This window comes from Streptomyces sp. NPDC003016 (assembly GCF_053591455.1).
Map to the genome: position 1 here is coordinate 231264 of NZ_JBSFTV010000002.1, position 21891 is coordinate 253154.

Here is a 21891-nt window from a genome sequence, read left to right on the forward strand (position 1 = left end):
TGTACTCCACCCGCCCCGCCGCATATGCCGCGGTGCTGTTGCCGTCATGGCCGTCGGGTGTTCGTACATCCTTCGCAATGTCGCAGTCTTCCCCCATCTCGCAGTCCCACAAGGAGAGTCGTCGAGCGATGGCCGGTCCCGCGTTCCGCGCCGCCGCCGTAAGGGTGCGCGTCCCCGCCACCAGCGCAAACCTCGGTCCCGGCTTCGACGCCCTGGGCCTGTCGCTGGGGCTGTACGACGATGTCGTCGTCCGGGTCGCCGACTCCGGGCTGCACGTCGACATCGCAGGTGAGGGCGGAGAGACGCTGCCCCGCGACGAGAGCCACCTGCTCGTCCGGTCGCTCCGTACCGCCTTCGACCTGCTCGGCGGACAGCCGCGCGGCCTCGAGGTCGTCTGCGCCAACCGCATCCCGCACGGCCGTGGCCTGGGCTCCTCCTCCGCCGCCATCTGCGCCGGCATCGTCGCCGCGCGCGCGGTGACCATAGGCGGCGACGCGCGGCTCGACGACGCCGCGCTGCTGGAGCTGGCGACCGAGATCGAGGGCCACCCCGACAACGTCGCCGCCTGCCTGCTCGGCGGCTTCACGCTCGCCTGGACCGACGGGGGAGCGGCCAGGGCGATCAGGATGGACCCTGCGGACTCCATCGTTCCGGTGGTCTTCGTCCCCGGAAAGCCGGTGCTGACCGAGACCGCCCGAGGCCTGTTGCCGCGCACCGTCCCCCATGTGGACGCGGCCGCCAACGCGGGCCGCGCCGCCCTCCTCGTGGAGGCGCTGACCAGGCGTCCCGAACTGCTGCTCGCGGCGACCGAGGACCGGCTCCACCAGGATTACCGCGCCCCGGCGATGCCGGAGAGCCTGGCCCTGGTCAACCGACTGCGCGCGGACGGCATCCCGGCGGTCATCTCCGGCGCGGGCCCTACGGTGCTCGCGTTGGCCGAGGACAGTGCGGCGGACAAGGTCGCGCGGCTGGCGGGCGAGGGGTGGGCGGCCAACCGGCTGGCTCTCGACGCCACGGGAGCGAGCGTTCTGCCGCTCGGTTCCCAGTGACACGCGATTGCCGGTGAACGAGAGGGGGAATATTTGTTGGATCCGGTAGTGTTAATCTCAAGTCTGCACCCGGCGTCCTTGTGGCGCGGTGCATCGTGTCCCCGTTCGGGACCACCATTCTTCCGGGAGCCTCCTCCACTGCCTGAGCAGCCTGCCTGAGCAGTTTCGAGCACGCTCCGGAACCGGCAATGCACAGAGCCGGGCCCCAGCACGTTTATCTCTTCCGCCGTATCCGGCGGACCACCGCCCCGGCACGGTTCACCAAGACCGCAGTCGGACAGCACAACCGGTCGCCGAGCCAGACAGGCCGACGTCCGCTCCAGGGAAGGACCCTTCGTGAGCGACACCACCGATCTGATGGGCGTGACTGCCGACAAGAATGTCGACAACGCCGCGCCCGCCGCAGGTGCTGCCACTGGTAGTGCCGTACGGCGCCGCCGCTCCGGCACCGGCCTCGAGGGCATGGTCCTGGCCGAGCTGCAGCAGGTCGCGTCCGGCCTCGGGATCAGGGGCACCGCGCGTATGCGCAAGAGCCAGCTGATCGAGGTCATCAAGGAAGCGCAGGCAGGGGGCTCGTCCCCGGCGAAGAGCGCCGAGAAGGCCGGCTCCGCTGCCGAGACCAAGCCGAAGCGCCGCGCCACCTCCAAGGCGCGTACGGGAGACGAGGCCGCTGTGGCCACGGTCGCCGCGCCCGCCGCCGAAAAGGCCGTGGCCCAGCAGCAGATCGAGATCCCCGGTCAGCCGGCCGGGGACGCCCCCCAGCTCGAGCGAAGCCGAGAGCTCGGGGGAGACGACCAGCCGGTCGGCGAGCGCCGCCGGCGCCGCGCCACCGCCCAGGCGGGCAGCCCCGAGTCGGCTGTCGCCACCGAGGTGAAGGCCGAGCCCAGGACCGAAAAGGCCGAGGTCAGGGCCGACAGGACGGAAGCCAGGACGGACACGCAGTCTGCCGAGGCCAAGTCCGAGACCGCCGTCGACACCGCCGAGGGCCGCCGGGGGGACCGCCAGGAGCGCGGTCAGCGTGGCGACCGTCGCGAGCGCGGCAACCAGCGTGACCGCGGTGACCGCCAGGAGCGCGGTGACCGTGGCGACCGCCAGGACCGCGGCGAGCGTGGCGACCGCCAGGACCGCGGCGAGCGTCGTGACCGCGGCAAGGGCGACGACCAGGGCGGCCAGCGCCAGCAGCGCCAGGGCAGCAGCCAGGGCAGCCAGGGCAGCCAGGGTGGCGGTCAGCACAGCGGCCCGCAGGACGACGACGACTTCGAGGGCGGCCGCCGCGGCCGCCGCGGCCGCTACCGCGACCGTCGCGGCCGTCGTGGCCGCGAGGAGTTCGGCAGCGACGCGCCGCCGGTCTCCGACGACGACGTCCTGATCCCGGTCGCGGGCATCCTGGACATCCTCGACAACTACGCGTTCATCCGGACCTCCGGCTACCTGCCGGGTCCGAACGACGTGTACGTATCGCTGGCCCAGGTCCGCAAGAACGGCCTGCGCAAGGGCGACCACGTCACCGGCGCCGTCCGCCAGCCCAAGGACGGCGAGCGCCGCGAGAAGTTCAACGCGCTCGTCCGTCTCGACTCGGCGAACGGCATGGCGGCCGAATCCGGCCGCGGCCGCCCGGAGTTCCAGAAGCTGACGCCGCTGTACCCGCAGGACCGCCTGCGCCTGGAGACCGACCCGGGCGTCCTGACGACCCGGATCATCGACCTCGTCGCGCCGATCGGCAAGGGCCAGCGCGGCCTGATCGTGGCCCCGCCGAAGACCGGCAAGACCATGATCATGCAGGCGATCGCCAACGCGATCACGGTCAACAACCCCGAGTGCCACCTGATGGTCGTCCTCGTCGACGAGCGTCCCGAAGAGGTCACCGACATGCAGCGGTCGGTGAAGGGCGAGGTCATCTCCTCGACCTTCGACCGCCCGGCCGAGGACCACACCACCGTCGCCGAGCTGGCCATCGAGCGCGCGAAGCGTCTCGTCGAGCTGGGTCACGACGTGGTCGTCCTGCTGGACTCGATCACCCGCCTGGGCCGTGCGTACAACCTCGCGGCCCCCGCCTCCGGACGCATCCTGTCCGGTGGTGTCGACTCGACCGCGCTCTACCCGCCGAAGCGCTTCTTCGGTGCGGCGCGCAACATCGAGGACGGCGGCTCGCTGACCATCCTGGCCACCGCGCTGGTCGAGACCGGCTCGCGCATGGACGAGGTGATCTTCGAGGAGTTCAAGGGCACCGGCAACATGGAGCTCAAGCTCGACCGGAAGCTCGCCGACAAGCGCATCTTCCCGGCTGTGGACGTCGACCCGTCCGGCACCCGCAAGGAGGAGATCCTCCTCAACGCGGAAGAGCTCGCCATCGTCTGGAAGCTGCGCCGGGTGCTGCACGCACTCGACTCGCAGCAGGCGATCGAGCTCCTGCTGGACAAGATGAAGCAGACCAAGTCGAACGCCGAGTTCCTGATGCAGATCGCGAAGACGACCCCTTCGGGCAACGGCAGCGACTGACCGCCGCAGCGCCGCACCGGCCGCCCCGTCACGAAAGTGGCGGGGCGGCTTCGCTGTGCCCGGCCGCACGTCCCTCCACAGGGGTTTCCCGTGCACAGATGTTGCCAAGTTGTGTTCACCGGTTGGCCACAAGTGGCTATGGGTGTACGGGAGTCGGCCGTACGATCATCCGGCCGCAGGTGGGGGGATCCATTTGGGGCGTCCTCATCGATCTCTGAATCAGGAGTCCCGAGTGATCTCTGGCAAGCAGGGCGGGAAGCACCGCCGCCGGATGCGCATAACCGTGCCGGCCGCGGCCACCGCGATCGCGGCCGCCGTCGCCGGTGTGATGCTGACGGCCCCGGCCAACGCCGCTGTGCCGCCGCCCACGCCCACGATCAAGCCGGTCGTCAGCTCGCCCTCCCCGGCGGAGCTGGAAGCGCGCCTCGCGGCCGCGGCCAAGACGGCCGAGCAGCCGTCCGAGGCGGCGAGGTTCTCCTCGGGCGGGGCGATCGACCCGAAGGTCATCGGTGGTACGACGACCACCATCGCGTCGGCCCCGTGGATGGCGCAGCTCTTCTACGAGGACGGCGACAACTCGTTCTTCTGCGGCGGCGCCGTCATCGCGCCGACGAAGATCCTCACGGCGGCGCACTGTGTCAAGGGCGCCGACTGGAAGGACAAGGGCGTCGTCGTCACCGGCACCGAGAAGCTGGCGACCGACGCGGACCACGGCGGCGCCGTCACCGGTGTCTGGCGCCAGTGGAACCACCCGAAGTACAGCGACTACACGCTCGACAACGACATCGCGGTGCTGACCCTGGCCACCCCGGTCAAGGTCAAGCCGATCAACATCACGAAGTCGGACGACACCACGTCGTACAAGCCGGGGACCACCGCCACGGTCTACGGCTGGGGCCGAACCTCCTCCACCAGCAACGACATCTCGCCGACGCTGCGCAGGGCGAGCCTGCCCATCAACTCCGACACCACGTGCGCCGACTGGGAGCTCGGCGACGAGTTCGTCAAGGGCCACATGGTCTGCGCGGGCAAGCCCGCCAGCGGCCAGGACACCGGTACGGTCACGGCCTGCAACGGCGACTCGGGCGGCCCCCTGGTCGTCGGCGGCAGGATCGTCGGCGTGGTCTCGTGGGGCATCGAGAACTGCGTGGAGAAGGGCGCGTACAGCGTCTACGCCAAGGTCAGTACGTACGTCGGCTCCGTCGTCCCGCGTGTCGACGACGCCAACATCACCAACGACCACCGGTCCGACGTCCTGGCCCGCCGCAGCGCGTCCGACGGCACGCTCTACTCCTACGCGTCCAAGGGCACCTCGTTCGCCACGCGCGTCCCGGTCGGCGACTACAGCGACGCCAACGTGATCCTCCAGACGGACCTGAACAGGGACGACTACGAGGACATGATCATCCGGACCAAGTCCGGCGATGTCTGGTGGTGGCACTACGTGCCGTCCACCGAGCAGTGGGCCGACACGAAGATCGCCTCCGGCTGGAGCACCAGGAAGCAGATCGTCGTCCCCGGCGACGTCACCGGCGACGCCCTGCCCGACCTGCTGTCCGTGGACTCCGGCGGTGCGCTGTGGATCTACCCGGGCAAGGGCGACGGCACCTTCTCGACCCGCGTCAAGGTCGGCACGGGCTGGAGCCAGTTCAGCTCGCTGCGCGGCAACGGCGACTTCACCGGCGACGGCAAGGCCGACCTGATCGCGCGCAAGTCCAGCACCTCGGAGATGTTCCTCTACAGGGGAACGGGCAAGTCCGGCACCGCCGCCTTCGGCGCCAAGCTGAAGGTCCGTACCTGGACCGGTTACAACGCCTTCGACGCGGCCGGTGACGTCACCGGCGACGGCAGGGCCGACTACCTGGCCCGTACGCCCGGCGGCACGCTCTACCTCTACCCGGGCACCGGCAAGGCGTCGTCGGAGATCTTCGCCACACGGGTCAAGATCGGAACCGGCTGGCAGCAGTACAACATCTTCGGCTGAAAACCCCTGGTGAGGAGGGTTTCCGATCCTCCTCGCCCGGTCCTTCCGCCCGCGCCCTGTGGCCCCTGCTCCCAGCAGGGGCCACAGGGCGTTGTGCGACCCTTCACGGTGTTCCGTCGTCTGACAAGTGCTGACATACCGTGCTTGATCACTGCGGCAGGGGGTACCGCAAGCAACGAGGGCTGGGGAGAGACATGGCCGAGCAGAGCAGGAGCAGCCGCATACGGGGGACCGGCAGACGACGGAAGGAGCCGAGCGGCCGCGCCAAGGCGCTGACCGTCACCGCGTGGGCCGCGGCGGGCGTGGTGCTGCTGGGCGGCACCGGGCTCGGTTACGTCTACTTCAAGCTCGACGGCAACCTCAAGGGCGTCGACATCAACACCCGGCTCGGCACCGACCGCCCCGCCGACGTCGACAACGGCTCGATGGACGTCCTCGTCCTCGGCTCCGACTCCCGCTCGGGCGACAACGCCGGGTACGGCGAGGACGAGGGCGGTGCCCGCTCCGACACCGCGATGGTCCTGCACGTGTACGAGGGCCACAGGAAGGCCAGTGTCGTCTCGATCCCGCGCGACACCCTGATCGAGCGCCCCGCGTGCGCCTCGGACAGCGGCGGCCCGGCCGTCCCCGGCGGCCGGCACCAGATGTTCAACACGGCGTACGAGGTGGGCGGCCCGGCCTGCGCGGTCAAGACCGTCGAGAAGATGTCCGGCATCCGCATGGACCACTACATCGAGGTCGACTTCACCGGCTTCAAGAAGCTCATCGACGATCTGGGCGGCGTGGAGATCACCACCAGCCGGCCCATCGACGACGACAAGAGCCGCCTCCACCTGAAGCCCGGCGCGCACACCCTCGACGGCGAGAAGTCGCTCGGCCTCGTACGGACCCGCAAGAGCGTCGGCGACGGCAGCGACCTCGGCCGCATCCAGCTCCAGCAGGCCTTCATGAAGGCGCTGATCGACCAGGTCAAGGACGTCGGCGTCCTGACCAGCCCCAAGAAGCTGTACGACCTCGCCGACAGCGCCACCAGGACCGTCACCACCGATTCCGACCTCGCCTCGGTCAAGGAGCTGGCGGGCTTCGCGAGCGGCCTCAAGGGCATCGGCGCGGACGACATGAAGATGGTGACGCTGCCCGTGCGGTACGACCCGGCCGACCTCAACCGCGTCCTCCCGCTCCAGCGCCAGTCCCGGCAGGTCTGGGAGGCGCTGCGCCAGGACCGGCCCGTACCGGCCGCCGCGACCAAGGACTCGGCGGGCGACAAGGGTGACGCGGGCGAGATCGTCGCGGGCGGGTAGCCGCCGCGGACGAGCGGAAGCCGGGGAATAGTTCCGGCCCGTCCCCGGTTTTGGGAGATGCGGCCAGTGCTGGCAGACTGGTACGTCGGCCCCGGTTCACGTCCACGCAATCCGCGTGAGCGACCCGGCGCCCTCCCGAAACTAGGAGACACCTTGAAGCGCGAAATCCACCCCGAGTACGTCGAGACCCAGGTCAGCTGCACCTGTGGCGCGACGTTCACCACCCGTTCCACGATCTCCAGCGGCAATGTCCGCGCCGAGGTCTGCTCCGAGTGCCACCCGTTCTACACGGGCAAGCAGAAGATCCTCGACACCGGTGGCCGCGTGGCCCGCTTCGAGGCCCGCTTCGGCAAGGCTGCCGCCGCGAAGTAGCGAGCCACTGCGCCGGTCCTCGGCCGCTCCGGACAGGGGCGGGGAGGACCGGCGCTTTGTCGTGACGCACAGGTCGCAGTCCCCTTTCGTTTTTTGCAACCCAGGAGCCCGAAGATGTTCGAGGCGGTCGAGGATCTGATCGGCGAGCACGCCGATCTCGAGAAGAAGCTGGCCGATCCCTCGGTCCACGCCGACCAGGCGAACGCGCGCAAGCTGAACAAGCGCTACGCCGAACTGACCCCGATCATCGGGACGTACCGGGCCTGGAAGCAGACCGGCGAGGACATCGTCACGGCGCGCGAGTACGCCCACGACGACCCGGACTTCGCAGCCGAGCTCAAGCTGCTGGAGAAGCAGCAGAGCGAGCTGACCGAGAAGCTCCGGCTGCTCCTCGTCCCGCGCGACCCCAGCGACGACAAGGACGTCATCCTCGAGGTCAAGGCGGGCGCGGGCGGCGACGAGTCGGCCCTGTTCGCCGGCGACCTGCTGCGCATGTACCTGCGGTACGCGGAGCGCGTCGGCTGGAAGACCGAGATCATCGACGCCACCGAGTCCGAGCTGGGCGGCTACAAGGACGTCCAGGTCGCGGTGAAGACCAAGGGCGGCAACGGCGCGACCGAGCCCGGCCAGGGCGTCTGGGCGCGGCTGAAGTATGAGGGCGGCGTGCACCGCGTGCAGCGCGTGCCCTCCACCGAGTCCCAGGGCCGCATCCACACCTCCGCGGCCGGTGTGCTGGTCACCCCCGAGGCCGAAGAGGTCGACGTCGAGATCCACGCCAACGATCTCCGTATCGACGTCTACCGCTCGTCGGGCCCCGGCGGCCAGTCCGTCAACACCACCGACTCGGCCGTGCGCATCACGCACCTGCCGACCGGCGTCGTCGCCTCCTGCCAGAACGAGAAGAGCCAGCTCCAGAACAAGGAGCAGGCCATGCGCATCCTGCGCTCGCGGCTGCTCGCCGCCGCCCAGGAGGCCGCCGAGCAGGAAGCCTCCGACGTACGGCGCAGCCAGGTCCGCACGGTTGACCGCTCGGAGAAGATCCGTACGTACAACTTCCCGGAAAACCGGATCTCGGACCACCGCGTCGGCTTCAAGGCGTACAACTTGGACCAGGTGCTCGACGGGGAGCTGGACGCCGTGATCCAGGCCTGCGTCGACGCCGACTCCGCCGCCAAGCTCGCGGCGGCCCAGGAAAGCCAGTAAGCCCGTCCGTAAGCCAGCAAAGCCCCCTGCAAGTCGGAGGACCGGGATGAATCTGCTGCTCGCCGAGGTGGCCCAGGCCACCCAGCGGCTGGCCGACGCCGGCGTGCCCTCACCGCGGTTCGACGCGGAGGAGCTCGCCGCGTTCGTGCACGGTGTCAAGCGGGGTGAGCTGCACAACGTCAAGGACGCCGACTTCGACGCCCGCTACTGGGAGACGATCGCGCGCCGCGAGGCCCGCGAACCGCTGCAGCACATCACCGGACGCGCCTTCTTCCGCTTCCTGGAGCTCCAGGTGGGCCCCGGCGTCTTCGTACCGCGCCCCGAGACCGAATCGGTCGTCGGCTGGGCGATAGACGCCGTACGGGCCATGGACGTCGTCGAGCCGCTCATCGTCGACCTGTGCACCGGCTCCGGCGCCATCGCGCTCGCCATGGCGCAGGAGGTCCCGCGCTCGCGCGTGCACGGCGTGGAGCTGTCCGACGACGCCATCAAGTGGACCCGCAAGAACGCCGAGGGCTCGCGCGTCACCGTCCACCGGGGCGATGCCCGGGACGCGCTCCCCGAGCTCGACGGCCAGGTCGACCTGGTCGTCTCCAACCCGCCGTACATCCCGCTCACCGAGTGGGAGTACGTCGCCCCCGAGGCCCGCGACCACGACCCGGAGATGGCCCTCTTCTCCGGCGAGGACGGCCTCGACCTGATCCGCCACATCGAGCGCACCGCCCACCGCCTGCTGCGGCCCGGCGGCGTCGTCGTCATCGAGCACGCCGACACCCAGGGCGGCCAGGTGCCGTGGATCTTCACCGAGGAGCGTGGCTGGGCCGACGCGGCCGACCACCCCGACCTCAACAACCGGCCCCGCTTCGCGACCGCCCGCAAGGCCATGCCGTGACCGCCGGCCGCAGCAACCAGTTCCCGCACGAGGAGGCCCCTTAAATGGCACGGCGATACGACTGCAACGACGCGACCGACCGCAAGACCGGTCTGCGCGAAGCCGCGGCCGCCGTCCGCCGTGGCGAGCTGGTCGTCCTGCCGACCGACACCGTCTACGGCATCGGGGCCGACGCCTTCAGCGCCGAGGCCGTCGGCGACCTCCTGGAGGCCAAGGGCCGCGGCCGCAACATGCCCACGCCCGTCCTCATCGGCTCCCCGAACACCCTGCACGGCCTGGTCACCGACTTCTCCGAGCAGGCGTGGGAGCTCGTCGACGCCTTCTGGCCCGGCGCCCTGACCCTGGTCGCCCGCCACCAGCCGTCCCTCCAGTGGGACCTGGGCGAGACGCACGGCACCGTCGCCGTCCGCATGCCGCTGCACCCCGTCGCCATCGAACTGCTCACCGAGTTCGGCCCGATGGCCGTCTCCAGCGCCAACCTCACGGGACACCCCGCTCCGGAGGACTGCGACGCCGCCCAGGCGATGCTCGGCGACTCCGTCTCGGTGTACCTCGACGGCGGCCCGACCCCCGGCATCGTCCCGTCGTCGATCGTCGACGTCACGGGCAAGGTCCCGGTCCTGCTGCGGGCCGGCGCCCTCGACGCCGAGGAACTGCGCAAGGTCGTACCCGACCTCGAGGTGGCCAGTTGACCGCCCTTGACGGGCGTGGCATAGCCGGAGGCAGCACCAGCGACACCTTCCGTATCCTCCACGTCTCCACCGGCAACGTCTGCCGCTCGCCGATCACCGAGCGGCTGACCCGCCATGCCCTCACCGACCGCCTGGGCGACCCGCTCACCCGCGGGCTCCTCGTGGAGAGCGCGGGCACCTGGGGGCACGAAGGCGCCCCCATGGAGGCCAACGCCGCCGCCGTCCTCGCCGACTTCGGCGCCGACGCGGCGGGCTTCACCGGGCGCGAGCTGCTCGACGAGCACGTCATCCGCGCCGACCTGGTCCTGACCGCGACCCGCGACCACCGCGCCCAGGTCATCTCCATGGGCCACTCGGCGGGCCTGCGCACGTTCACGCTCAAGGAGTTCACCCGGCTCGTACGGGCCATCGACCCGGCCACCCTGCCCGATCCCCTCCAGGACGGCGTGGTGGAGCGCGCACGCTCCCTCGTACGGGCCGCGGCGGCCCTGCGCGGCTGGCTGCTGGCCCCGAGCGTGGAGGCCGACGAGGTGTACGACCCGTACGGCGCCCCCATCACCTTCTTCCGCTCCGTCGGAGACGAGATCAACACGGCACTGGACCCGGTCGTCACGGCGCTCACGGGAACACCGGCCCGCACCCCCTGACGGGCTTCCTCTTCCCGCCCGCCCCTTCCCGCTGTGACCTTCCGCGGCTCCGCCGTGTGCCGGGCTCCGCCCCGGACCGTGCTCCTCGAACCCTCCCCCGGACTCCGCCCGGGGACCCCAAGAGGCCGAATGCGCCCGCCGAGGGGGAAATCCGGCCCCTCCGGCGTTCGAGGGGAAGCCCGAAGGGCGTCCTGGGCCGGGGGCCTGCCCCGGTTCGGGAGGGGGCGGGGCGGGGAAGGAACAACGCGTCGTACGGCGAGCAGGGCGGCCGGGCCCGTCCTACATTGGAGGGGCCGCACCCCTTCGCCAGGCCCGGAGCCAGCCATGCCGGTCACCGCAGCACCCGTTCAGCAGGAGCACACCGTCCTCGGCGCGGGCTTCGACGAGCTCCGCCGCCAGGACCCGGAGATCGCCGACGTCGTCCTCGGCGAACTGCACCGCGAAGCCACCGGCCTCCAGCTCATCGCGGCCGAGAACTTCACCTCCCCCGCGGTCCTCGCCGCCCTCGGCTCCCCGCTCGCCAACAAGTACGCCGAGGGGTACCCCGGCGCCCGCCACCACGGCGGCTGCGAGCTGGTCGACGTCGCCGAGCGCATCGCCGTCGACCGCGCGCGGGCCCTCTTCGGCGCCGAGCACGCCAACGTCCAGCCGCACTCCGGCTCCGCCGCCGTCCTCGCCGCGTACGCCGCGCTGCTGCGCCCCGGCGACACGGTCCTGGCCATGGGCCTCCCGTACGGGGGACACCTCACCCACGGCTCCCCGGCCAATTTCTCCGGCCGCTGGTTCGACTTCGTCGGCTACGGCGTCGACCACGAATCCGGTCTGATCGACTACGACCAGGTACGCCTCCTCGCCCGTACGCACCGCCCCAGAGCCATCGTCGTCGGCTCCATCGCCTACCCGAGGCACCCCGACTACGCGCACTTCCGCGACATCGCCGACGAGGTCGGCGCCTACCTGGTCGCGGACGCCGCGCACCCCATCGGCCTGATCGCCGGGGGAGCGGCGCCGAGCCCGGTCCCGTACGCCGACGTCGTCTGCGCCACCACGCACAAGGTGCTGCGCGGCCCGCGCGGCGGCATGCTGCTGTGCGGCGCCGAGCTGGCCGAGCGCATCGACCGCGCCGTCTTCCCCTTCACCCAGGGCGGCGCCCAGATGCACTCGGTGGCCGCCAAGGCGGTCGCTTTCGGCGAGGCGGCGACCCCCGCCTTCGCGGCGTACGCCCATCGGGTCGTCGTCAACGCGCGCACACTGGCCGAGGCCCTGGCGGCGGAGGGCTTCGCCGTCACCACCGGCGGCACGGACACGCACCTGATCACCGCGGACCCGGCCCCGCTGGGCGTGGAGGGCCGCACGGCCCGCGGCCGGCTGTCGGCGGCCGGCCTGGTGGTCGACTGCTGCGCCCTGCCGTACGGCGACGAGCGCGGCCTCCGGCTGGGCACCGCGGCCGTCACCACCCAGGGGATGGGCGAGGCCGAGATGGCGCGCATCGCGGCGCTCTTCTCGGCGGCGCTGCGGGGCGAGGGCCCGAAGACCGCGGCCCGGGTACGCGATCTGGCCGGGAACTTCCCTCCGTATCCGGTCCGGAAATGAGCCGTGCAACCATCAACAGGTACCCGTATGTCCTGGAGCATGTGGTCACAAAGCTAGGGTGTGGGGCTGAGATGGCCGGCGATACCTGTGGGGCTGCCCGTGCGTGAATACCTGCTGACGCTCTGCGTTACGGCGGCGGTGACATACCTGCTGACCGGACCGGTGCGGAAGTTCGCCATCGCGACCGGCGCGATGCCGGAGATCCGTGCCCGCGACGTACACCGGGAGCCGACTCCCCGGCTCGGCGGCATCGCGATGTTCGGCGGTCTGTGCGCCGGTCTGCTGGTCGCGGACCATCTGCAGAACCTCAACAGCGTCTTCGAGCTGTCGAACGAGCCGCGCGCGCTGCTGTCGGGCGCCGCGGTCATCTGGCTCATCGGCGTACTGGACGACAAGTTCGAGATCGACGCCCTCATCAAGCTGGGCGGCCAGTTCATCGCCGCCGGTGTGATGGTCATGCAGGGTCTGACGATCCTGTGGCTCCCGGTGCCCGGCGTCGGCCCGGTCTCGGTGACCGCCTGGCAGGGCAACCTGCTCACCGTCGCGCTCGTCGTGATCACCATCAACGCGGTGAACTTCGTGGACGGCCTCGACGGCCTCGCCGCCGGCATGGTCTGCATCGCCTCCACGGCGTTCTTCATGTACGCGTACCGGATCTGGTACGGCTACGGCATCGAGGAGGCCGCGCCCGCCACCCTCTTCGCCGCGATCCTGATGGGCATGTGCATGGGCTTCCTGCCCCACAACATGCATCCGGCCAGGATCTTCATGGGCGACTCGGGATCGATGCTGATCGGCCTGGTCCTGGCGGCCGGAGCGATCTCGGTCACGGGACAGGTCGACCCGGACGCGATGAAGCTCTTCCTCCCGGGCGGCAGCACGCGCGAGGTCACCCACGCCATGCTGCCGGTCTTCATCCCGCTGCTGCTGCCGCTGACGATCATCGCGATCCCGGTCGCGGACCTGCTGCTGGCGATCGTGCGGCGTACCTGGCAGGGCAAGTCGCCGTTCGCGGCGGACCGCGGGCACCTGCACCACCGGTTGCTGGAGATCGGCCACTCGCACAGCAGGGCGGTGCTGATCATGTACTTCTGGTCGGCCCTGATCGCCTTCGGCGCCGTCGCGTACTCGGTGCACTCGGCCAGCATGTGGATCGTGCTCGGCATCGTCGCGCTCAGCGCGGTCGGCCTGGGACTCCTGCTCCTCCCGCGCTTCACACCGCGCGCTCCGCGCTGGGCGGAGTCCTTCATTCCGCCCCGCTACCGCAGGAGCCGCGCGGCGGCGTTCGCGGACGCGGCGCACGAGGGAGGAGAGGCGGCCGAGCCGGACGAGACAGCCGGGGGTCCCGGGACCGACGAGCCCGAAGAACGCACGCCGCTTCCCACGGGCGTCAACGGGGCGACCGCCATCGGGCCCCGTTCGCGCCTCCCCGAGCGGCGGAAAGCCGGAACGTCCCGCTGACGATTTGGCGCATCAGGTCTCATTACCAGACAAAGGGTGAGGGTGCCCTGCGCAGACGGGCGCTGTCACTCTCATGTGTGACAGCCAGCACACCATCTTGGTAAAGACCTCATCAAATAGTTTGTGATACCGTTCACGAGACCCGGCGACATGCCGAGGGGCCGTAGTGCGACGGTCCTTCGGACAGAGGTGACCCCCTCGGTCCGGCTTACGCTCGTCCATGACGACACCTACTGCCCCCACCAGCAAGCGGAGCTGCCGCCATGCCGTCCAACGACGCCCGCATGTTCCTTCAAACCGCCGTACCCACCGCTGTCGTCGGCGCTGTTGCCGTCGTTGTCTGCGCAGTGGTCGTCGGTGGCAGGGGAGCGCTCGGAGCGGTCGTCGGCACGGCAGTGGTCATCGCTTTCATGGGGATCGGGCTGTTGGCGCTCCAGCGGACGGCGAAGCGGCTGCCGCACCTGTTCCAGGCCATGGGTCTGTTGCTCTATGTGACTCAGTTGCTGCTGCTTTTCGGTTTCCTGGCGCTGTTCAAGGAATCCGACCTGTTCGACTTCAAGGCGTTCGCCTTCACGCTTCTCGCGACAACTGTCGTCTGGATCGCGGCGCAGGCGCGCTCCTACATGAAGGCCAAGATCCTTTACGTAGACCCCAGTTCGTCCGAGGCTGAGAAGTCCGGCAAGACGGGGCGTTCGTCGTGAAGGGTAGGGCCGGGATAAATGGCCGTTCGAGATGCTGCTATCGTCCGGTGCCAACTGCGGCACTGCGGGCGCGGGCATTCGAGCTGACGCCTGTCCCAGCGCGAGGCTCGTTGCCGAACCGCCCCGCCCACGTCCGTAAGACCACCAGTCCAGTGCCGACCCGCGGCTCCGTGCCGCGCCGACACAACGAGGTTGCCGTACCTATGCGCCACGCTGAAGGAGCCCGCGGTGAGTGCTGACACAACGCTTGCCTTTGATGCGAGCTGCCACATTTTCACCGGATGCGGGTTCCCGGCTCCGGGTCTCCACACCTTCGTGTACAAGCCCATCTTCACGGTGGCGGGTTTTGAGTTCACGAAGCCGATGCTGCTCGCGCTGCTGGGCTCGGTCCTGATCGTCGCCTTCTTCTGGGCGGCCTTCAACAAGCCGAAGCTGGTCCCGGGCAAGGTCCAGATGATCGGCGAAGCCGGCTACGACTTCGTACGCCGGGGCATCGTGTACGAGATCATCGGCAAGAAGGACGGCGAGAAGTACGTCCCGCTGATGGTGTCGCTGTTCTTCTTCGTGTGGATTCTCAATCTCTGGTCGATCATTCCGCTCGCCCAGTTCCCGGTCACTTCACTGATCGCCTTCCCGGCCGGTCTGGCACTGATCGTGTACGTCCTGTGGGTCAGCCTGACCTTCAAGAAGCACGGGTTCGTCGGCGGCTGGAAGAACATCACCGGCTACGACAAGTCGCTCGGCTGGGTGATGCCGCTGGTCGTGGTGATCGAGTTCTTCTCGAACCTGCTGATCCGGCCCTTCACCCACGCGGTCCGACTGTTCGCGAACATGTTCGCCGGACACCTGCTGATCGTGATGTTCTCGCTGGCCGCCTGGTACCTGATGAACGGCATCGGCATCGCCTACGGCAGCGTCTCGTTCCTCATGGTCGTCGTGATGACCATCTTCGAGTTGTTCATCCAGGCCGTGCAGGCGTACGTCTTCGTGCTCCTGGCCTCCAGCTACATCCAGGGCGCGCTCGCCAAGGGCCACTGAGCCAGTACCTCACCCCAGAACCAACAGACGTCCGGTGGCCAACCCCCATCGGTCCGTGAAAGAGAAGGAAGTAACGGCATGTCCGCTGCTCTCGAAATGGTCAACCTCGCCGCCAAGGACACTGTCTCCGGCAACGTCTCCGCGATCGGCTACGGCCTCGCGGCGATCGGTCCCGGCGTCGGCGTCGGCATCATCTTCGGTAACGGCACCCAGGCCCTTGCTCGTCAGCCCGAGGCTGCCGGCCTGATCCGCACCAACCAGATCATGGGTTTCGCCTTCTGTGAGGCACTCGCCCTTATCGGCATCGTCATGGGCTTCGTCTACCAGTAAGCCGGACCGACAGCCCAACCCCTTTCACGGAAGGCACTGATGTGAACGCTCTGTTCCTTGCGGCGGAGGAGCCTCAAAATCCTCTCGTCCCGCATCTCGACGAGCTGGTCATCGGTCTGATCGCCTTCGTCATCGTCTTCGGCTTCCTCGCCAAGAAGCTCCTCCCGAACATCAACAAGGTTCTGGAGGAGCGCCGCGAGGCGATCGAGGGCGGTATGGAGAAGGCGGACGAGGCCCAGACCGAGGCCCAGAGCGTGCTGGAGCAGTACAAGGCCCAGCTCGCCGAGGCCCGCCACGAGGCTGCCCGCCTGCGCCAGGAGGCGCTGGAACAGGGCACTGTGCTGAAGGAAGAACTTCGCGCAGAGGGTCAGCGCCAGCGCGAGGAGATCATCGCCGCCGGCCACGCCCAGATCGAGGCGGACCGCAAGCAGGCCGCACTGTCGCTGCGCCAGGACGTGGGCAAGCTCGCCACCGACCTGGCCGGCAAGCTCGTCGGCGAGTCCCTCGAGGACCACGCCCGGCAGAGCCGCACGATCGACCGTTTCCTCAGCGAGCTCGAGGAGAAGGCCGAGGCCGCCCGATGAACGGAGCGAGCCGCGAGGCACTGGCTGCCGCCCGCGAGCGTCTCGACGCGCTGACCGACAACACGTCGGTCGACGCGGCGAGGCTCGCCGGTGAGCTGTCCGCCGTCACCGCGCTGCTCGACCGCGAGGTGTCGCTGCGTCGGGTCCTGACCGACCCGGCGCAGGCCGGCGAGGCCAAGGCCCAGCTGGCCGCGCGACTGCTCAGCGGTCAGGTGGGCGGCGACGCCGCCGACCTGGTCTCCGGCATGGTCCGCTCCCGCTGGTCGCGGTCGCGTGACCTGGTCGACGCGATCGAGGAGCTGGCGGCCACCGCCGACCTCACCGCGGCGCAGCAGGCCGGCGCGCTCGACGACGTGGAGGACGAGGTGTTCCGGTTCGGCCGGATCGTCGCGTCCGACACCGGGCTGCGGTCCGCGCTGACCGACAGGTCGGCGACGGCCTCCGCCAAGAGCCAGCTGCTGCGCAGCCTGCTCGGCGGCAAGGCCAACCCGGTCACCGAGCGTCTTGTGGTACGTCTCGTGGTTCAGCCGCGTGGACGTAGCCTGGAGGCGGGACTCGAATCCCTGTCCAAGCTCGCCGCGGCGCGCCGGGACCGCACGGTCGCCGTCGTCACCTCGGCGGTGCCGCTCACCGACCAGCAGAGGCAGCGCCTCGGCGCCGCACTGGCGAAGCTGTACGGACGACAGATGCACCTGAATCTCGACGTGGACCCCGAGGTCCTCGGCGGCATCCAGGTACAGGTCGGCGACGAGGTCATCAACGGCACCATCGCGGACCGTCTCGAAGAGGCGACCCGCCGCATGGCCGGCTGACCAGCACCAACTGAACACGTATCGCTAGCGGCCCGGTTGGGCCGTGCAGAGATTGCAGAAGATTCCTGGGGGTCGGCCCCCAGACCCCCAAGAACTTCGGGCCCAACAAGGAGAGCAGGGAACCCAGATGGCGGAGCTCACGATCCGGCCGGAGGAGATCCGGGACGCGCTGGAGAACTTTGTCCAGTCGTACCAGCCGGACGCGGCCTCGCGCGAGGAGGTCGGAACGGTAAGCGTTGCCGGCGACGGCATCGCGAAGGTCGAGGGACTTCCCTCGGCCATGGCGAACGAGCTGCTGAAGTTCGAGGACGGCACCCTCGGTCTCGCCCTCAACCTCGAGGAGCGGGAGATCGGTGCGATCGTCCTCGGCGAGTTCAGCGGCATCGAGGAGGGCCAGCCGGTGCAGCGCACCGGTGAGGTGCTCTCCGTCGGCGTCGGCGAGGGTTACCTCGGCCGCGTCGTCGACCCGCTCGGCAACCCGATCGACGGTCTCGGCGAGATCGCGACCGACAGCCGCCGCGCCCTCGAGCTGCAGGCCCCCGGTGTCATGGTCCGCAAGTCGGTCCACGAGCCGATGCAGACCGGCTACAAGGCCGTCGACGCGATGGTGCCGATCGGCCGTGGCCAGCGTCAGCTGATCATTGGTGACCGTCAGACCGGCAAGACCGCTCTGGCCGTCGACACGATCATCAACCAGCGCGACAACTGGCGCTCGGGCGACGTGAACAAGCAGGTGCGCTGCATCTACGTCGCCATCGGCCAGAAGGGCTCCACCATCGCGTCCGTTCGCGGTGCGCTGGAGGAGGCGGGCGCGCTCGAGTACACGACGATCGTCGCCGCCCCGGCCTCCGACCCGGCCGGCTTCAAGTACCTGGCGCCGTACACCGGTTCTGCCATCGGGCAGCACTGGATGTACCAGGGCAAGCACGTCCTGATCATCTTCGACGACCTGTCGAAGCAGGCCGACGCCTACCGCGCCGTGTCGCTGCTGCTGCGCCGTCCGCCGGGCCGCGAGGCCTACCCGGGCGACGTCTTCTACCTGCACTCGCGTCTGCTGGAGCGCTGCGCCAAGCTCTCCGACGACATGGGCGCCGGTTCGATGACGGGTCTGCCGATCGTCGAGACCAAGGCGAACGACGTGTCGGCGTTCATCCCGACCAACGTCATCTCCATCACCGACGGCCAGTGCTTCCTGGAGTCCGACCTGTTCAACGCGGGCCAGCGCCCGGCGCTGAACGTCGGTATCTCGGTCTCCCGCGTCGGTGGCTCCGCCCAGCACAAGGCCATGAAGCAGGTTTCCGGCCGACTGCGCGTGGACCTCGCCCAGTACCGCGAGCTGGAGGCGTTCGCCGCCTTCGGTTCCGACCTGGACGCGGCCTCGAAGGCGTCGCTGGAGCGTGGCAAGCGCATGGTCGAGCTGCTGAAGCAGCCGCAGTACAACCCGTACCCCGTCGAGGAGCAGGTCGTCTCCGTCTGGGCCGGCACCACCGGCAAGATGGACGACGTCCCGGTCGAGGACATCCGCCGCTTCGAGAGCGAGCTGCTGGAGCACCTGCGCCGCGAGCGCAAGGAGCTGCTGACCAGCATCGCCGAGGGCGGCAAGATGTCGGACGACACCCTGACGTCGGTCGCGGACGCCATCGCCGCCTTCAAGCGGCAGTTCGAGACCTCGGACGGCAGGCTCCTGGGCGAGGACGCGCCGGCCGTCAACGTCTCCAAGTGACGACGGAAGGGACCTGACTCATGGGAGCCCAGCTCCGGGTCTACAAGCGTCGCATCCGATCCGTCACCGCGACCAAGAAGATCACCAAGGCGATGGAGATGATCGCCGCCTCGCGCATCGTCAAGGCGCAGCGCAAGGTGGCGGCATCGATGCCGTACGCGACCGAGCTCACCCGTGCGGTGACCGCGGTGGCCACCGGCTCCACCACCAAGCACGCCCTGACCACCGAGGTCGAGACGCCGACCCGGGCCGCTGTCCTGCTCATCACGAGCGACCGCGGTCTGGCCGGCGGCTACTCCTCGAACGCCATCAAGGCGGCGGAGCGGCTGACGGAGCGGCTTCGCGGTGAGGGCAAGGACGTCGACACGTACATCGTCGGCCGCAAGGGTGTCGCCTACTACAACTTCCGCGAGCGCAAGGTCGCGGAGTCGTGGACGGGCTTCACCGACAGCCCGACGTACGCGGACGCCAAGAGCGTCGCCGCGCCGCTGATCGAGGCCATCGAGACGGAAACGGCCGAGGGCGGTGTGGACGAACTCCACATCATCTTCACCGAGTTCGTGTCGATGATGACGCAGAACCCGGTGGAGAACCGGATGCTGCCGCTCAGCCTCGACCAGGGCGCGGAGGAGTCCGCTGCGCAGGGCGAAATCCTTCCGCTGTTCGACTTCGAGCCGTCGGCGGAGGACGTCCTCGACGCTCTGCTGCCGCGCTACGTCGAGAGCCGTATCTACAACGCACTGCTGCAGGCCGCCGCTTCCGAGCACGCTGCCCGCCGCCGCGCGATGAAGTCGGCGACCGACAACGCCGGGGACCTCATCAAGAGTCTTTCCCGGCTTGCCAACGCGGCCCGCCAGGCCGAAATCACCCAGGAAATCAGCGAGATCGTCGGTGGCGCCAGCGCCCTGGCCGACGCGACCGCGGGGAGTGACAAGTAATGACGACCACTGTTGAGACGGCCGCCGCCACGGGCCGCGTCGCCCGGGTCATCGGCCCGGTCGTCGACGTGGAGTTCCCCGTCGACGCGATGCCGGAGATCTACAACGCCCTCAAGGTCCAGGTCGCAGACCCGGCCGAGGACGGCAAGATCAAGACGCTGACCCTCGAAGTCGCCCAGCACCTGGGCGAAGGCGTGGTCCGCACCATCTCGATGCAGCCCACCGACGGTCTGGTCCGCCAGGCCCCGGTGACCAACACGGGCGAGGGCATCACCGTCCCCGTCGGCGAGATGACCAAGGGCAAGGTGTTCAACACCCTTGGCGAGATCCTGAACAAGCCGGAGGCCAACGCCGAGGTGACCGAGCGGTGGCCCATCCACCGCAAGGCCCCCTCGTTCGACCAGCTCGAGTCGAAGACCGAGATGTTCGAGACCGGCGTCAAGGTCATCGACCTTCTCACCCCGTACGTCAAGGGTGGAAAGATCGGTCTGTTCGGTGGTGCCGGTGTCGGCAAGACCGTTCTGATCCAGGAAATGATCTACCGCGTCGCCAACAACCACGACGGTGTGTCGGTGTTCGCGGGCGTCGGTGAGCGTACCCGTGAGGGCAACGACCTCATCGAGGAGATGGCCGAGTCCGGCGTCATCGACAAGACGGCGCTTGTCTTCGGCCAGATGGACGAGCCCCCGGGCACCCGTCTGCGCGTCGCCCTCGCCGGTCTGACCATGGCGGAGTACTTCCGCGATGTGCAGAAGCAGGACGTGCTCTTCTTCATCGACAACATCTTCCGTTACACCCAGGCCGGCTCCGAGGTCTCCACGCTGCTCGGCCGCATGCCGTCCGCGGTGGGTTACCAGCCGAACCTGGCTGACGAGATGGGTCTGCTGCAGGAGCGCATCACGTCGACCCGCGGTCACTCGATCACCTCGATGCAGGCGATCTACGTCCCCGCGGACGACCTGACCGACCCGGCGCCGGCGACCACCTTCGCCCACCTGGACGCGACGACCGTTCTGTCGCGTCCGATCTCGGAGAAGGGCATCTACCCGGCGGTCGACCCGCTGGACTCGACGTCCCGCATCCTGGACCCGCGCTACATCGCGGCGGACCACTACGCGGCTGCCATGCGCGTCAAGGGGATCCTCCAGAAGTACAAGGACCTCCAGGACATCATCGCGATCCTCGGTATCGACGAGCTGGGCGAAGAGGACAAGCTCGTCGTCCACCGCGCCCGTCGCGTCGAGCGCTTCCTGTCGCAGAACACCCACGTCGCCAAGCAGTTCACCGGCGTGGACGGTTCGGACGTACCGCTCGACGAGTCGATCACCGCGTTCAACGCGATCTGCGACGGCGACTACGACCACTTCCCCGAGCAGGCGTTCTTCATGTGCGGTGGCATTGAGGACCTCAAGGCCAACGCCAAGGAGCTCGGCGTCTCCTGAATTACCCGAGCCGCGTGACTCACGCGACTCATGGGAGAGGGGCGGGTCCGTCCCGCCCCTCTCCGTACGCCCCCTAGAATTGACCCAACACCCGGCACAACCGCCGGGTGGTGACCCGAGGAGCCACCTTGGCTGCTGAGCTGCACGTCGAGCTGGTCGCGGCGGACCGTAACGTCTGGTCCGGCGAGGCCTCCCTGGTCGTCGCGCGCACCACGTCCGGCGACATCGGCGTCATGCCCGGTCACCAGCCGCTGCTGGGTGTGCTGGAGTCGGGCCCGGTGACGATCCGTACGAGTGACGGCGGCACCGTCGTCGCCGCTGTGCACGGCGGGTTCATCTCCTTCGCCGACAACAAGCTGTCTCTGCTCGCGGAGATCGCCGAGCTGGCGGACGAGATCGACCCCGCGCGCGCCGAGCGGGCGCTGGAGCGGGCGAAGACGGAGGCCGACGCCGCCGCCGAGCGCCGCGCCGACGTCCGACTGCGCGCGGTCGCGGGACACTGAGTCCCGCACCGACACGTTCTGACTTCAGCCGCGGCCCGTACTGGATACTCCAGAGCGGGTCGCGGCTGAGGCGATACAGCTGGTAATTCTGTTCTCTTACTGGTACTGAGATGATGCGAGGAGGTCG

20 protein-coding genes are annotated in these 21891 nt (G+C 69.3%); all 20 read left to right on the top strand.

Going from position 1 to position 21891, the window contains the following annotated elements; genetic code table 11:
- The first annotated feature begins 128 nt into the window (after positions 1 to 128).
- The 20 genes from thrB to ACWDZ4_RS02590 all read left to right on the top strand — a co-directional run bounded on the left by thrB (position 129) and on the right by ACWDZ4_RS02590 (position 21764).
- A complete protein-coding gene (gene thrB, locus ACWDZ4_RS02495; protein ID WP_451506608.1) occupies positions 129 to 1049 on the top strand; it encodes a homoserine kinase in 921 nt (306 codons plus the stop codon).
- 336 nt (positions 1050 to 1385) lie between these two features.
- Positions 1386 to 3548, top strand: coding sequence for a transcription termination factor Rho (gene rho / locus ACWDZ4_RS02500; RefSeq protein ID WP_451506609.1), 2163 nt, complete (start codon positions 1386 to 1388; stop codon positions 3546 to 3548).
- A gap of 271 nt (positions 3549 to 3819) precedes the next feature.
- Positions 3820 to 5532 carry a trypsin-like serine protease gene (locus ACWDZ4_RS02505; RefSeq protein ID WP_451506672.1) on the top strand — a complete coding sequence of 571 codons (1713 nt, stop codon included), beginning with the start codon at positions 3820 to 3822 and terminating at the stop codon, positions 5530 to 5532.
- 194 nt (positions 5533 to 5726) lie between these two features.
- Complete coding sequence (locus ACWDZ4_RS02510; RefSeq protein ID WP_451506610.1) at positions 5727 to 6833, top strand: LCP family protein; 1107 nt, start codon at positions 5727 to 5729, stop codon at positions 6831 to 6833.
- Positions 6834 to 6986: 153 nt separating this feature from the next.
- Positions 6987 to 7205 carry a 50S ribosomal protein L31 gene (rpmE, locus tag ACWDZ4_RS02515; protein WP_215133564.1) on the top strand — a complete coding sequence of 73 codons (219 nt, stop codon included), beginning with the start codon at positions 6987 to 6989 and terminating at the stop codon, positions 7203 to 7205.
- Between the two features lie 114 nt (positions 7206 to 7319).
- Positions 7320 to 8408, top strand: a complete 1089-nt coding sequence (prfA, locus tag ACWDZ4_RS02520; RefSeq protein ID WP_451506611.1) for a peptide chain release factor 1 — start codon at positions 7320 to 7322, stop codon at positions 8406 to 8408.
- A 46-nt stretch (positions 8409 to 8454) separates the two neighbouring features.
- Entirely contained in the window at positions 8455 to 9300 is an 846-nt protein-coding gene (prmC, locus tag ACWDZ4_RS02525) for a peptide chain release factor N(5)-glutamine methyltransferase (RefSeq protein ID WP_451506612.1), read from the top strand.
- A gap of 44 nt (positions 9301 to 9344) precedes the next feature.
- Entirely contained in the window at positions 9345 to 9992 is a 648-nt protein-coding gene (locus ACWDZ4_RS02530; RefSeq protein WP_344492880.1) for an L-threonylcarbamoyladenylate synthase, read from the top strand.
- Complete coding sequence (locus ACWDZ4_RS02535; protein WP_344492878.1) at positions 9989 to 10639, top strand: arsenate reductase/protein-tyrosine-phosphatase family protein; 651 nt, start codon at positions 9989 to 9991, stop codon at positions 10637 to 10639. Before ACWDZ4_RS02530 ends, ACWDZ4_RS02535 begins: the two co-directional genes overlap by 4 nt.
- A 324-nt stretch (positions 10640 to 10963) precedes the next feature.
- On the top strand, positions 10964 to 12232 hold the full coding sequence (locus ACWDZ4_RS02540; protein ID WP_451506613.1) for a serine hydroxymethyltransferase: 1269 nt from the start codon (positions 10964 to 10966) through the stop codon (positions 12230 to 12232).
- A 99-nt stretch (positions 12233 to 12331) separates the two neighbouring features.
- Positions 12332 to 13693, top strand: coding sequence for an MraY family glycosyltransferase (locus ACWDZ4_RS02545; RefSeq protein ID WP_451506614.1), 1362 nt, complete (start codon positions 12332 to 12334; stop codon positions 13691 to 13693).
- Positions 13694 to 13956: 263 nt separating this feature from the next.
- A complete protein-coding gene (locus tag ACWDZ4_RS02550) occupies positions 13957 to 14394 on the top strand; it encodes a hypothetical protein (RefSeq protein ID WP_451506615.1) in 438 nt (145 codons plus the stop codon).
- A gap of 228 nt (positions 14395 to 14622) precedes the next feature.
- Positions 14623 to 15432, top strand: coding sequence for a F0F1 ATP synthase subunit A (gene atpB / locus ACWDZ4_RS02555; protein ID WP_093799025.1), 810 nt, complete (start codon positions 14623 to 14625; stop codon positions 15430 to 15432).
- Between the two features lie 78 nt (positions 15433 to 15510).
- Positions 15511 to 15762, top strand: coding sequence for an ATP synthase F0 subunit C (gene atpE, locus ACWDZ4_RS02560; protein ID WP_176710009.1), 252 nt, complete (start codon positions 15511 to 15513; stop codon positions 15760 to 15762).
- A 41-nt stretch (positions 15763 to 15803) separates the two neighbouring features.
- Positions 15804 to 16346: a F0F1 ATP synthase subunit B gene (locus ACWDZ4_RS02565; RefSeq protein ID WP_093799023.1), complete on the top strand. Its 543-nt coding sequence runs from the start codon at positions 15804 to 15806 to the stop codon at positions 16344 to 16346.
- Positions 16343 to 17158, top strand: a complete 816-nt coding sequence (locus ACWDZ4_RS02570) for a F0F1 ATP synthase subunit delta (protein ID WP_451506616.1) — start codon at positions 16343 to 16345, stop codon at positions 17156 to 17158. Before ACWDZ4_RS02565 ends, ACWDZ4_RS02570 begins: the two co-directional genes overlap by 4 nt.
- A gap of 127 nt (positions 17159 to 17285) precedes the next feature.
- Positions 17286 to 18881, top strand: coding sequence for a F0F1 ATP synthase subunit alpha (gene atpA, locus ACWDZ4_RS02575; RefSeq protein ID WP_451506617.1), 1596 nt, complete (start codon positions 17286 to 17288; stop codon positions 18879 to 18881).
- A gap of 20 nt (positions 18882 to 18901) precedes the next feature.
- Complete coding sequence (locus ACWDZ4_RS02580) at positions 18902 to 19819, top strand: F0F1 ATP synthase subunit gamma (RefSeq protein WP_451506618.1); 918 nt, start codon at positions 18902 to 18904, stop codon at positions 19817 to 19819.
- Positions 19819 to 21261 carry a F0F1 ATP synthase subunit beta gene (atpD, locus tag ACWDZ4_RS02585; RefSeq protein WP_451506619.1) on the top strand — a complete coding sequence of 481 codons (1443 nt, stop codon included), beginning with the start codon at positions 19819 to 19821 and terminating at the stop codon, positions 21259 to 21261. The genes ACWDZ4_RS02580 and atpD overlap by 1 nt, the downstream gene beginning before the upstream one ends.
- Positions 21262 to 21389: 128 nt before the next feature.
- A complete protein-coding gene (locus tag ACWDZ4_RS02590; protein WP_451506620.1) occupies positions 21390 to 21764 on the top strand; it encodes a F0F1 ATP synthase subunit epsilon in 375 nt (124 codons plus the stop codon).
- Positions 21765 to 21891: the final 127 nt, after the last annotated feature.